13 protein-coding genes are annotated in these 12,274 nt (G+C 67.3%); 7 read left to right on the top strand and 6 right to left on the bottom strand.

Going from position 1 to position 12,274, the window contains the following annotated elements; translation table 11 throughout:
* Positions 1 to 65 precede the first annotated feature (65 nt).
* A complete protein-coding gene (locus NJ1_RS14710) occupies positions 66 to 797 on the bottom strand; it encodes a TetR/AcrR family transcriptional regulator (RefSeq protein ID WP_218025198.1) in 732 nt (243 codons plus the stop codon).
* Between the two features lie 266 nt (positions 798 to 1,063).
* On the opposite strand from NJ1_RS14710, the gene NJ1_RS14705 reads away from it, so the two are divergent.
* From NJ1_RS14705 to NJ1_RS14695, 3 genes are all read left to right on the top strand, one after another.
* Positions 1,064 to 1,279, top strand: coding sequence for a hypothetical protein (locus NJ1_RS14705; protein WP_067693489.1), 216 nt, complete (start codon positions 1,064 to 1,066; stop codon positions 1,277 to 1,279).
* On the top strand, positions 1,276 to 2,808 hold the full coding sequence (locus NJ1_RS14700) for a hypothetical protein (RefSeq protein WP_067693486.1): 1,533 nt from the start codon (positions 1,276 to 1,278) through the stop codon (positions 2,806 to 2,808). Before NJ1_RS14705 ends, NJ1_RS14700 begins: the two co-directional genes overlap by 4 nt.
* A 129-nt stretch (positions 2,809 to 2,937) precedes the next feature.
* On the top strand, positions 2,938 to 4,272 hold the full coding sequence (locus NJ1_RS14695; RefSeq protein WP_067693483.1) for a DUF1444 domain-containing protein: 1,335 nt from the start codon (positions 2,938 to 2,940) through the stop codon (positions 4,270 to 4,272).
* Positions 4,273 to 4,324: 52 nt separating this feature from the next.
* On the opposite strand, the gene NJ1_RS14690 is transcribed toward NJ1_RS14695, so the two are convergent.
* A complete protein-coding gene (locus NJ1_RS14690) occupies positions 4,325 to 5,206 on the bottom strand; it encodes an alpha/beta fold hydrolase (RefSeq protein WP_067693480.1) in 882 nt (293 codons plus the stop codon).
* Between the two features lie 127 nt (positions 5,207 to 5,333).
* Positions 5,334 to 6,149 (bottom strand): acyl-CoA thioesterase domain-containing protein, encoded by an 816-nt coding sequence (locus NJ1_RS14685; RefSeq protein WP_067693477.1) that lies wholly within the window; start codon positions 6,147 to 6,149, stop codon positions 5,334 to 5,336.
* 230 nt (positions 6,150 to 6,379) lie between these two features.
* Here NJ1_RS14685 and NJ1_RS14680 point away from each other — a divergent pair, with 230 nt between their 5' ends.
* Positions 6,380 to 7,057, top strand: a complete 678-nt coding sequence (locus NJ1_RS14680; protein WP_067693474.1) for a GAP family protein — start codon at positions 6,380 to 6,382, stop codon at positions 7,055 to 7,057.
* On the opposite strand, the gene NJ1_RS14675 is transcribed toward NJ1_RS14680, so the two are convergent.
* The 3 genes from NJ1_RS14675 to msrB all read right to left on the bottom strand — a co-directional run bounded on the left by NJ1_RS14675 (position 7,058) and on the right by msrB (position 8,436).
* Positions 7,058 to 7,360 carry a hypothetical protein gene (locus tag NJ1_RS14675; protein WP_067693471.1) on the bottom strand — a complete coding sequence of 101 codons (303 nt, stop codon included), beginning with the start codon at positions 7,358 to 7,360 and terminating at the stop codon, positions 7,058 to 7,060. It lies immediately after the preceding gene.
* A 108-nt stretch (positions 7,361 to 7,468) separates the two neighbouring features.
* Positions 7,469 to 7,984: a peptide-methionine (S)-S-oxide reductase MsrA gene (msrA, locus tag NJ1_RS14670; protein ID WP_067693468.1), complete on the bottom strand. Its 516-nt coding sequence runs from the start codon at positions 7,982 to 7,984 to the stop codon at positions 7,469 to 7,471.
* A complete protein-coding gene (gene msrB / locus NJ1_RS14665; protein WP_067693466.1) occupies positions 7,981 to 8,436 on the bottom strand; it encodes a peptide-methionine (R)-S-oxide reductase MsrB in 456 nt (151 codons plus the stop codon). Before msrB ends, msrA begins: the two co-directional genes overlap by 4 nt.
* A gap of 125 nt (positions 8,437 to 8,561) precedes the next feature.
* On the opposite strand from msrB, the gene NJ1_RS14660 reads away from it, so the two are divergent.
* The 3 genes from NJ1_RS14660 to NJ1_RS14650 all read left to right on the top strand — a co-directional run bounded on the left by NJ1_RS14660 (position 8,562) and on the right by NJ1_RS14650 (position 12,004).
* Positions 8,562 to 9,680, top strand: a complete 1,119-nt coding sequence (locus NJ1_RS14660) for a hypothetical protein (RefSeq protein WP_067693463.1) — start codon at positions 8,562 to 8,564, stop codon at positions 9,678 to 9,680.
* Positions 9,681 to 9,775: 95 nt separating this feature from the next.
* Entirely contained in the window at positions 9,776 to 11,236 is a 1,461-nt protein-coding gene (locus NJ1_RS14655; RefSeq protein ID WP_067693460.1) for an SDR family NAD(P)-dependent oxidoreductase, read from the top strand.
* A gap of 390 nt (positions 11,237 to 11,626) precedes the next feature.
* On the top strand, positions 11,627 to 12,004 hold the full coding sequence (locus NJ1_RS14650; RefSeq protein ID WP_067693457.1) for a DUF2784 domain-containing protein: 378 nt from the start codon (positions 11,627 to 11,629) through the stop codon (positions 12,002 to 12,004).
* Positions 12,005 to 12,274 lie beyond the last annotated feature (270 nt).

Genomic DNA, 12,274 nt, shown 5'->3' with positions numbered 1-12,274 from the left:
CGACCGTGCGCCACGGCGCCTGGCCCCTCAGCGTGCACGGCTATTGGCGGCGTGTCAACAAAGCCTCAGTCGGAGGTGGAACGCGCCTGGTTCACCTCGGCGAAGGTGGCGAAGATCGGCGTGTCCGGATCGGCGTCGATGCCTTGGCGGCGCAGATACCCGTCGATGAGCCCCCACACCAGCTCGGTGGCCTGACCGATGAACTCCTCGGTCTGCTCGGCGCCGGGACGATCGGAATCCGAGAGCCACAGATCGGTGATCGCGACCACCGCCCCGATCAACGCGCGCGCCAGGTAGTCGAGCCCGGAGGTCTCGAGCGGCACCGCCTCCGCGACCGAGCGCGCGATCTTCGTCAGGCGGGTCGCGGCCTCACGGCCCAGATCCAGTTGCAGCACACCCGAATCCGAACGCGCCAGCGCCGGAGCCTGCCCGAGATAGCGGAACACGTTGGGGTGCTCCAGGATTCCGTGCGCGTATTCGGTGAACACCCGCCGCAGCGCCGCGCGCGGGGGTTGCAGCATCAGCGTCATATCGCTGCCGGTCGCGGCGAACGCGCGCGCGGACATGCGTGCGGCGATCTCGGTGAAAAGGTCGCCCTTGTCCGCGAATTGGCGGTACAGCCGCGGTTTGGTGATGTTCGCCTCGCGGGCGATGTCGTCCATGCTCGGGCGCGGGCCGTCCCGGTCGATCACCCGGATGGCCGCGTCCACGATGTCGTCGCGCGTCACCGTCCGCGGCCCAGCGCCTCGCGCGGGCGAGTCGGTGCGCGGAGTCGATCCGGCATTGCTACGAGCCACATCGGCAGCGTACACGTACCGCCGGTACGGTCCAGAGCGTTCGGCGGACCGCCCAAGAAACACCAGGTTATCGGCCGGTCACGTGATGCAAGCCACAGCCTCGGTGTGATCTCCGGGATTGATTTCCGGCAAAGCGTACTGCCAGTATCGAAACACGTACTGCCGGTACGCACCGGTGCGCGGACCGAACGCCCCGGCACGGGGGCAGCGCCCGGACACCACCCGCTCCCCACCCTCGCTCGTGACGATGAACCGGAAAGATCCCGATGTCAGACGCCGCACGCCAGCTCAGCACCACCCTGGGCGCGCCCCTGCCCGAAGCCTTCGCCCGGCTCTCGGACGCCGAGCACACCGAACTGGATCGCCTCCTGCGATCCGCCATGACCCGTCGCGCCGAGAATCTCGATGCCGCGATCGGATCGTCCCTGGACTTCGTGCCGCGCCTGATGCGCCCGGCCGTCAAGAAAGCGCTGGGCCTGTGAGCGAACATCTCGTCGCCGTCGCCGAAATCACCAAACTGGCTCGCCTGCTGGACATTTCGGATCCGACCGAGCTGGACTTCCTGGTCGATCTGCCGCCCGGCGCGATCCGCGAATTCCGCGAACGCGCCACCGATCTGCTGTTCGACCGGGACACCAAGCGCCTCCGGGGCGTCGCGCAGGCCAGCAAGCTGATCCCGACCACGATCAGCGCCAAGGTCGCCGAGCGCGCGTTCGGCCCGGTGTTGTGCGCGGCGGTCGCCTCCGCGGTCGATCCCGCACGCGCGGTGGACATCGCCAAGGCACTGCCCTCGGGGTTCCTGGCCGAATGCGCGGTGCAGCTGGATCCGCGCCGCACCGCGGACATCATCGCCGCGGTGCCCCCGCGCATGGTCACCGAGGTGGCGCGCGAGCTGCTGCGCCGCGGCGATCACATCACGATGGGCCGATTCGTGCACGTGGTGCCCGAGCCGGCCTTGCGCGCGGCCGCGCCGGTGATGAGCGATCGGGATCTGCTGCGCATCGGATTCCTGCTCGAGGACAAATCCGCGATCGACGATGTGCTGCACATCGTCGCGGACCGGGTGGCCGGTGTCATCCGCGCGGCGCACGAGCAGAGCATGTGGTCCGAGGGCATCGATCTGCTCGATTCCATCGCACCGCACAATCGCGCCTGGATCGGCGACATCACCGCGGGCCTGGGCGGTGAGGTGCTCGATGCCCTGATCGGCGCGGTCCACGAGCTCGAGGCCTGGTCCACGCTGCTGCCGATCACCAGCGCCATGAGCCACGAGAGCCTGCGCCTGTTCGCCGAACGCCCCGCGGTGCACGAGCAGCACGTGCTCACCGCGGTCATGGACACCGCGCTGGACGGCGGGCACTGGCTCGAGCTGCTGCCGTTGGCCGCGCATCTGCCGGCCGAACCGCTCGCGGTGATCGCGGCGCGGGTGGCCGGGGAAAGCGACGAGCGCCTGGGCGAGCTGGTGCGCGAGGCCGACACCGCGCGATTGTGGGACGCGATGATCCCGGTGGCGCTGGCCATGAGCGACACCGATCGTCAGCGCATGGCCGCTCTGCCGGTCATGGCCGAACCGGCGGTGTTGCGGGCGGTCATCACCAGCACCGCCGAACACGAATTGTGGTCCCAGGCGCTGGTTCTGGTGCACGCGCTCCCCCGGGCCACCACACCCATCCTGGCCTCGTGCATCGGCGAGCTCACCCGCGAGCAGCTGCTGACCGCGGTGCTGACCGCCGCGCGCAGCGACACCCTGGCCACCCTCGTGGATGTGGCGCTGGCTCAGGATCGGCAGGGCCGCGCGCGCGTGCTCGAGATCATCGACTCGATGCCCGATGTGCACGAGTTCCTCTCGGCCCTGACCCCCGACACTCCCGACCTGGTCTGGAACGCGCTGATCGAGGTCCGGCCCGAGATCCCGCCCGCGCTGCTCTCGCTGCTGGCCACCCGCGCACGTGAACTCGAGCGACCCGAGACCGCCGCGGCGCTCGAACCTCTCGGCGTCGCCGGCGAATAGCGCGGACGCGTCCCGAAAGCCCCGGCCGGACACCGCCGTCCGGGGCCTTTCCTCACCTTTTCGGCCGAATTCTCCAGCTCACAGGTTCGGGCATGCGCGGGAGGTGTCCGATCAACTAGATTCTGGCGCATGGGTTTCGAGGGTGGGGGTTCCGGTTCGAATCGGGAACGGTTCGGGCAGCGGGCATTGCGAATGGTGCGCGAGAAAGACGCCGTGGCCACAGCGGAATTCGATGCCGGGGGTTTCGCGATCGTTTTCTCCACCACGACCGGTGAACGCGGGCGGATCGATCTCACCGCCGTTTTCCTGCGTTCCTATACCGCCTCCGCGGCCACCACCGAGCGCATGCTCGCCGAATTCATCGCCGCCACACCGTCACTGGGCGGACCGTATCTGCCCGCCAGTCATTTCGTGGCCGAGACGCCCTTTCGGGAGGACATCTACCAGCCGGGCGTGTATTTCTTCAAGGCCAATGCCGTGCCCAGCGGCACCTACCAGCCCGAAACCTGGGCGTTGACCGCGCCGCGGCTGCGACCGCTGATCCGCCAGGCGGGCTTCCTGGACCTGCGCATGGACGATACGCGCGCGGCCGATCACACGATGTGGCGGCCGATCCTGCCGGGCCTGATCGAAAAGGTCATCGTCGACCAACCGACCGTGATGGGCAGTATTTCCCCGGATTTCTTCACCGCCTGGGGTGTGGACGCGGACACCGTGTTCGCGACCGCGCACGCCAATTTGGCCGGAACCGCCCTGGATATGGTCGCGGACTACGATCCGGGCAAGGACGACGGCATTCTCGATATCCCGGACGAGGACGGCAACCTGTACATGGGCTCGCTGCCGGTGATGGACGGCTGGCTCACCGGAATCGGCGCGAAAGCCGGTGCGCGGCCGATAGTTTTCGTCGCGCGCAGCGCGGGACTGTTGCTGGGCGCGGAATTCTCGCCCCAGCATGTGCAGCGACTGGTGACCCGGGCGCGGCAATTGTTCGACACCGCCGAACGCCCGGTGTCCCCGGTGCCGTACACCGTGGACGACACCGGGCGCCTGATTCCCTTCCGGGTGCCGCGCGAACATCCGGCGTGGGCGGGGATCCGTTCCGCGACAGCGGCATTGGCGGTGCAGGTGTACGAATGGCAGCACGATTATCTCGAGCGCGATCGCAAGGCCGGTCTGCTGGGCGCGCATCCGGCCAAACTGCTGCACAGTCGTTCGGTGAACGGTGTGGAATACACCTCGACCCGATGGACCGACGGGGTGCCCACCCTGCTGCCGCGCGCACACGTGGTCACCCTCACCGACACCACGACCTCCGACACCGTCGGAGTCACCTGGAAATCGCTCGCCGCGGCACTGGACCTGCGCCCCGCCGAGGGCTTCTACCCCCCGCGCTACCGCGTCGAATTCCACCCCGACGCCGAGACCATGGCCCAGCTACGCGCCGCACCCCCACACCTATGACCGGATCACCGAACCCATGAGCACGACACCATGATCGGCGCGGCCGCACCACTCACGCCCGCACCGCATCGTGAGCGCCCACGAATCCCAGCACCCGCGCGATGACCGCATCGGAGATCTTCCACAGCATCTCGTGCCCCACGCCCGGATAGATCTCGATATCAGCCGCCGGAAAGAGCCCGCGCACCCGCTCGGCCACCACGCCCGGATCATGCAACACCGTCTCGGCCCCGAACAGCACCAGCATCGGTGCGGTGGCGGCGGCGAACTGCTCGTTCGTGAGCGTGCGCGGCCACGGCGGCGCGATCCGGAACTTCAAGCCCGCCAGCACCATCGCCCATGCGGTCTCGGGCAACTCGAGTCCGGGTGAGAGCCACGCGTTGAATTTCTCCATCCTGGCCCGGGTGGGCCGCGCGCCCGCGGTCATGAATTTGATCAGCACCCGCCACGTGGGCCGTCCGAAGGTCACCGGCGCGGGCTCGAGCACGCTCACGCTCACGCACAGTTCGGGCCGAAATGCCGCCGCCACCATCGCGATCCACGCCCCCAGCGAGTATCCCGCCAGATGTACCCGGTCCAGGGCGAGCCCCTCGATCACCTCACCCACCCACGCCGCGAGGTCGCCCGCATCGCGCATCGGCGCGCGCTGTTCGCTGCGCCCGGCCCACCCGATCACGTCGAGCGCGTACACGGTGCGCTCGCGCGCCAATTCCTCGATGAACGGAGTCCAGAACAGGCTGTTCCCCCCGAATCCGGGCAGCAGCACCAGTGGCGCCCCAGGCCCGTTCCCGGATCTGCGCACCCGCGTGGTCCCGAACGTGGTCTCCACGTCGATGTCCTGGACCGGCACCGGCCACTGCCGCGCCATCTCGTCATAGGCCCGCAGATACGCCGACTTGTCCGCGTCGCGGGTGAACCGCCCCACCTTCGCCATGTTCTCCCCTTCCGTGATGATGATATGAACGTATCAGATAGATGATATGTACGTACCACCAAAGGATTTGCGCACGAGAACCCGGCGACGGGAACTCGAATCGCACTCCGGGGTAGAGGCGATCGCCTCAGCTCAGACTGGGGGCGGAGAAGGAGCGTTCGCTGGCGAAGGCGGCGAGGTCGACCTGGCGGCGGGCGTTGGAGACGCCGGTGACGACCGTGGTGCCGAGTGGGCCGAGGCGGTCGTACATGGTGGCCGTGGCCACGACGATGCCGGCGGAGGCGACGTGGTTCACCGCGTGCAGTCCGACTTCGTGGCCGTGGGGCAGGCGCGAGAGGGTGACGGTCACATCGCTGTTGATGTAGCCGACGCCTTCGGTGCCCCAGTTGCACACCAGGCTGGTGGCGTCGCCGACGAACGCGGTGCGCTGGAACGGGGTGACGGGTTCGCCCTGCACGATGGCGGGCACGTTGTGCCACACCGATTTACGTTCACTGTTCTGACCGGAGCCGAAGTCCCCGGTCCAGTCCATGTCACCGGATTTGAACAGCGGCGGATCCCCTTCGGGACCGTCGAGCACGTTCGCGGGCACCGGCGCGGTGTGCTCGGCCTGCCACACCTGTCCGGGCGGTTGTTCGGACGCGGCGAGGTACATGACCGACGCGCGGGCACGCACCTGATCGCCCTGCACGAGCGAAGCGTCCACCACCCGCACCCGATTGCCGTCGCGAATCACCTGACTGTGCAGGGTGATCGGCTCGGTCAGCACCGGCCGGAACAGGTCGACGGTGAATCGCGCGGGCACGAATCCGTGCTCGGGAGCGTGGGTTTCCAGTTCGCGGGCCAGCAGCCCGCACACCCCGGGTCCGGCCACCTGATTGCGCGCCCACGCGCTGACCGACAGTTCGGTCGCGTGATACCGGCCCTCGACCGCGTCGAACATTGCGACCACTGTGTCTGCCCTCCGTTTTCACGATCCACCGCAGGATCCACTGAATTAGAACATGTTTCATTTACGGAATGAAGAACCCACCATTACACCAGGTCAGCGTGCCCGCGAATCCGCCACTGACGCCATGACAAGTTCCTGCGGCCCCGACCAGACCCGATCCCCACGACACCACCACACCCACGCACCGAGGCCCGACCCGCTCCCGTATCTTCGACAGCGTCATGGTGATCTTCCTGCTGGCGCTCGCGGGCTTCGCGTTCCTCGACTCGCTCGATGTACTGCTCGTCGGCGTGACCACCGCGGTGATCTACGACAGCCGCCTCAGCCGCCGCTCCCCGATCCCCGGCGCACTCAGCTTCCTGACCGGCGTCTTCGCCATCACCACGACCTTCGGCCTGTGCACTGTCCTGGGCCTGGGCTACCTCACCGACCTCGTCGATATCGACCTCACCCCCGCCATCCGCTACCGCACCGAACTCGCGGCCGGACTCGTCCTGCTGATACTCGCGGGCATCCGCACCGCCGGCGGCACGAGAACCACCATCCCCCCGTGGGCCTGGAACGCACGCCAGCGACCCTGGCTGCTGGCCGGAGTCGGCATGGCCATCGGCCTGGCCCAGGCCCCCACCGCGGTCCCCTACCTCGCGGCCCTGACCATGCTCTCCGCCCGCCACCCGATCCCGGCCCTGTGGCCGCTCATCATCGTCGCGTACTGCCTCATCGCCCTGCTACCACCCCTGCTGATCCTCATCGCCTCCACCATCCGCACCCCCCGCTGGTACGGCGCACTCGTGCGCGCGTTCCGGCGATTCGGACCCACCTCGGTGCGAATCCTGCTCGCGCTCTTCGGCATCGCCCTGCTCACTGACGCCGTGCGCCACCACACCCACCTGTGGTGATCAGGGCGTATCGGACAGCCAATCACGCCCGAACAGCGACAACTGCGACGACAACGCATCCCCGTCCGCATTGAGCGAGCGCAGACACCGCACACACGACACATCCGCACGCGTCGGCTGCAACGCCGACGGCGACCACCCCGCGACACCGGTGTGACACAACAACTCCGGCACATCCTCGGACCCGAACCAGCGCCCCAGACTCACCGCGTGCACCGTACGCCCGTTGCGCACGATCGCATGCACACCGGGATCGCCGAAACTCGCCCGAGCGGACGCGGCCAAGGGAGCGAAATCGGTCATGACCGCGACGATACGGACCCACTACGACACCCGGCCGCATACGACACGGCCGCGCCGCCCGAAACCGGACGGCGCGGCCGTGTCACGCACCTACTCCTACACCCTCGACTACTGCGCGGCGTTCTCACGCCGAGGCAATTTCCAGCCCGGACGCGGGAAGTGACACGTATAGCCCTGCGGATACCGCAGCAGATAATCCTGATGCTCAGCCTCGGCAAGCCAGAACGTGCTCGCCGGAGTCACCTCGGTGACCACCTTGCCCGGCCACAAGCCCGACGCGTCCACATCGGCGATTGTGTCCAACGCCACCCGCTTCTGATCCTCGTCGAGATAGAAGATCGCCGAGCGATAGCTGCTACCGATATCGTTGCCCTGACGATCCTTCGTGGTCGGATCGTGAATCTGGAACAGGAACTCCAGCAACGCCCGATAATCGGTCACAGCCGGGTCGTACTCGATCTCCACCGCCTCCGCATGCCCCGGATGATTGCGGTACGTCGGATTGTCGTTGCTGCCGCCGGTGTACCCGACCCGCGTGGACAGCACACCCGGCTGCCTGCGAATCAGATCCTCCATGCCCCAGAAACAACCGCCGGCCAGAATCGCCTTCTGCGTGTCGCTCACGCGTCCTCCTTCGTGAAGAGAGCCCTGTACTGCCCGTACCCCTGCGCCTCCAGCTCGTCCAGATGCACGAAGCGCAGTGCCGCCGAGTTCATGCAATAGCGTAGGCCGCCCTGCGCGCGCGGGCCGTCGGTGAACACATGCCCGAGATGACTGTTCCCATGCACCGAACGCACCTCGGTACGCACCATCAGATGACTCAGGTCCCGCTTCTCGGCCACATTCTCCGCGACCAGCGGCTTGGTGAAACTCGGCCAGCCACTGCCGCTGTCGAACTTGTCCAGCGAGGCGAACAACGGCTCACCCGAGACCACGTCCACATAGATACCCGGCTCGTGGTTGTCCCAGTACTCACCCGTGAACGCCCGCTCGGTCCCGTTCTCCTGAGTGACGTGATACTGCTCGGGCGACAGCGCCGCCACCGCCTCCGGATTCCGGTTGTATTGCTCGGCCACATGAACCTCCTCGTCTCGGCCCTACGCACAACGGACGGCCCGAGCCGGAAAGTCCCGCACCCGGGCACACGTCATACTTCCGTCATCACCGCGGGCACACGAGCGGCCTGACCTACGATCGGCAGGTGAACGCACAGGGTGGGGACAGATCGGGTGCGGATCCGGTGCGCCGAGTCCTCGACGAGATCGACGCACTGGTCGAGGAAAGCCTGCGCGACGGGGAACCGCTCACCGGATACGACTACGACGACCCCGGCTACCCCACCTGCCCCAACCCGCACTGCGGTGAATCCTGGCACGGCCTGGCCATCACCCAGCGCATGCGCCAGATGCGACGCTACGGCGAACTCGACCCCGCCTACGACTACCACCACGACACCAGCCCCGTGCACTGCCCCGGATCGGGCCACCAGGGCGAGTGGGAAGCACCCGACACCGACTGGACCGACCCGGAAACCCCAGGGCCACAACCCGACCCGGCACCGGACCCACGCCGCGCACTCGCCGACCGACTCTGGAAAGCCGTCGCACGACCCGCCACCGGACTCTGGGCCGCCCTCCTGCTACTGAGCCTGAGCACCCTGTTTCTCACACCGGCACAATGGAAATCGCCGATGTCCGCACTCCACTTCCTCGCCCCGATCCTGGTCGGCTGGCTCATCGGATACCGCCGCCGCACCCTCCCGCGCGGCTACCTGCGCCGGCGCCTCACCGCCCGGCCCATCGCCATCCTCGCGCTCCTGCTCACGTACGTCGCCGGCTGGATCCCCGCCATCTGGGCACGCCACGCCACCCTGCACACCTCCCGCGACATCGCCCACGCCTACACCACACTGCTCATCGGCTGTGCCGTCGCCGCCCTCGCCCACTTCCTCATCCAGACCAGCCGAACCCGCAGCGTCACAAGCGAACTCATCGACGGCACACCCGAAACCGACCGCGCCGCACACGGCCACGACCTCGCCGTCAACGCCTTCATATGGATGATGACCGTCCTGGCGCCCCTGCTCGTACTGGGCTGGCCCCTGAGCTACCTCACCTACCAACCACACGCCATCTGGGCCGCCATCGGCATCACCACCATCATCGTGCTGACCCACCTGCTCGAATCCATCACCCTGCGACTGCGCGCCCGCACCCGCGACCCCGGCGAAATACTCATGATCACCACCTTCATCCTCGCCCACGCCGCCCTGCTCTGGTGGTCCCTGCACGTCCTGTCCACCACCTCGTTCCACCCCTGAGAACCCCGCCCGACCCACGCGATGCGGCCCACAGCACGGCGGATGCGAGAATGGGTGGTCAACTTTCCCCGCACGAAGGATCGATCCGCTTCCCGATGGCCGCCAACACCGCACCGGTAGACCTCGCTGACCTCCAGGCCATCGACCCCGACGACCTCGCGGTATGCCTGCGCGTCCTCGAACAGGCCGGACAGTTGGACAAGGAACACCCTGATTCCGTGGCCGTGCAGCGAGCCGTCAGCCACATGTTCAAGAAGTTCAAACTGCGCCGGCGCACCGAAGCCCGAGACGCGGTGGCGAACGCGGACAAAGCCGTCGTCGCCAACACGGCCACCGGCTCACCCCAGCGGATCGACGACGAAACCGCCGGCATCCCGATCAGCTCCGCCACCGAAGCGGGCACCGCCGGAACCCTGCTCAAGCCGCGCCCCTGCTACATCTGCAAGCAGAAATACACTCGCGTCGACGCCTTCTACCACCAGCTGTGCCCCGAATGCGCGGCACGCAGCCACTCCAAGCGCGACGCCCGCACCGACCTGACCGGACGCCGCGCGCTGCTCACCGGCGGCCGCGCCAAGATCGGCATGTACATCGCGCTGCGACTGCTGCGTGACGGCGCGCACACCACCATCACCACGCGCTTCCCCAACGACGCCATCCGCCGCTTCGCCGCCCAGCCCGACAGCGGCGACTGGCTGCACCGGCTGCGCATCGTCGGCATCGACCTGCGCGACCCCGCCCAGGTCGTCGCCCTCGCCGACGACATCGCCGCCCAGGGGCCACTGGACATCCTGATCAACAACGCCGCGCAGACCGTGCGCCGCTCGAACGGCGCGTACAGCGCACTCGTCGAGGCCGAGAACGGTCCACTGCCCGCAGGCGCACTGCCCGACGTCATCACCTTCGGCAAGACCATGCAGGCGCACCCGACCGCGCTCACCGCGTCCCTCGCGCCCACCCTGACCGCGGCCGACATCACCGACCTCGCACTCGTCGCGGGATCGGCCACCCCCGAACGCATTTCGGCAGGAGTGGCCATCGACGCGGGCGGACTCGTCCCCGACCTCGCACACACCAACAGCTGGGTGCAGGGCGTCGGCGAGGTCGACGCCACCGAACTGCTCGAAGTGCAGCTGTGCAACTCCGTCGCACCCTTCATCCTGATCTCCCGTCTGCGCGGCTCGATGTCCTCCGCCGCGGCGAACCGCAAGTACGTCGTCAACGTCTCCGCCATGGAAGGGGTGTTCGCCCGCGGCTACAAGGGCCCCGGCCACCCGCACACCAATATGGCCAAGGCCGCGCTGAACATGCTCACCCGCACCAGCGCTCGCGAGATGTTCGAAACCGATCGGATCCTCATGACCGCCGTCGACACCGGCTGGATCACCGACGAGCGCCCGCACTACACCAAGATGCGCCTCGCCGAGGAGGGCTTCCACGCTCCCCTCGACCTGGTCGACGGCGCGGCCCGCGTGTACGACCCGATCGTGCGCGGCGAAGACGGCGACGACCTCTTCGGCTGCTTCCTCAAGGACTACGAGCCCTCCAACTGGTGATCTCCACTCGGCGAAACCCCTGGTGAAGGGCTGCGACCGCAGCCCGACCCAGGCCCTCTCCTCTTTGCTGTTTTTAGGTCTTTTGGTGCTCGTTTCAGCGGCGCGCCTCTTGGGTCAAGACATGCGTAGATGCGCATATTGACGTATAGGTATGTAATATCCAACAATCAACTCTCGAAGGCTGAATTCGCCTCTCCACCTTCAGGGTTCGACACAAACAGTTCGACTCTCGCCGGGCACTTCACGTGCGCCCTCTGTCAGCCCACCCCCCTGAGTTGAGGTGCGACACGCGTTCAACTTTCATGCATAGATGCGCATATAGACGTGTAGGTATGGAATGCCCTCCCCCGACAACCACACCGGCCGGGCACACCCTCCTATCCTGGAGGGATGATCTACCGGCTACTGGCCGATCTGACCGCGGGCGTGCATTTCTTGTTCGTCGCCTACGTCGTGGTGGGCGGGTTCATCGCCTGGCGATGGCCCTGGACCATCTGGTTGCACGTGGCGGCGTTCGCCTGGGGGTTCAGCACGATTCTGTTCGGCTTCGAATGTCCACTGACCAACCTGGAGAACTGGTCTCGGCATCGGGCCGGCGATGCGAGCCTGCCGTCGTCCGGGTTCATCGATCACTACATCACCGGCGTGCTGTACCCGCAGAGTGCGCTGGAGTTGGTGCAGGTGCTGGTGGCGGTCTGTGTGGTGACGAGCTGGATCGGCTTCTGGTTCCAAGCCTCGCAACGCCGATACGGTCGGGCCATCAAGTAGGCGCTCACGGTGTACCCGTTCACACAGTAGGTGGCATCATTCGGTCCGATTCAGGTTGTGGGCGCCAGCCCCGGATGGGCACTGATCCTAAGTTTCGCGATTACCGCCGCAGGCCGAGAATTCGGCACCGCGCTCGCCCGTGAGAATCACGCACCGATGCGGCTGCTCCGAGGACTTCGAGGTCGGGACCGAGCGTGGTACGACACCGTTCCTGGCAGCGGCGCGGGGCATCCAGGACACGCGACACCTCGTCGCGTGACCACCAGGTGC

Source organism: Nocardia jejuensis NBRC 103114 (assembly GCF_001613145.1).
Classification (GTDB): Bacteria; Actinomycetota; Actinomycetes; order Mycobacteriales; family Mycobacteriaceae; genus Nocardia; species Nocardia jejuensis.
This window is presented reverse-complemented; position numbering and strand designations above follow the sequence as displayed.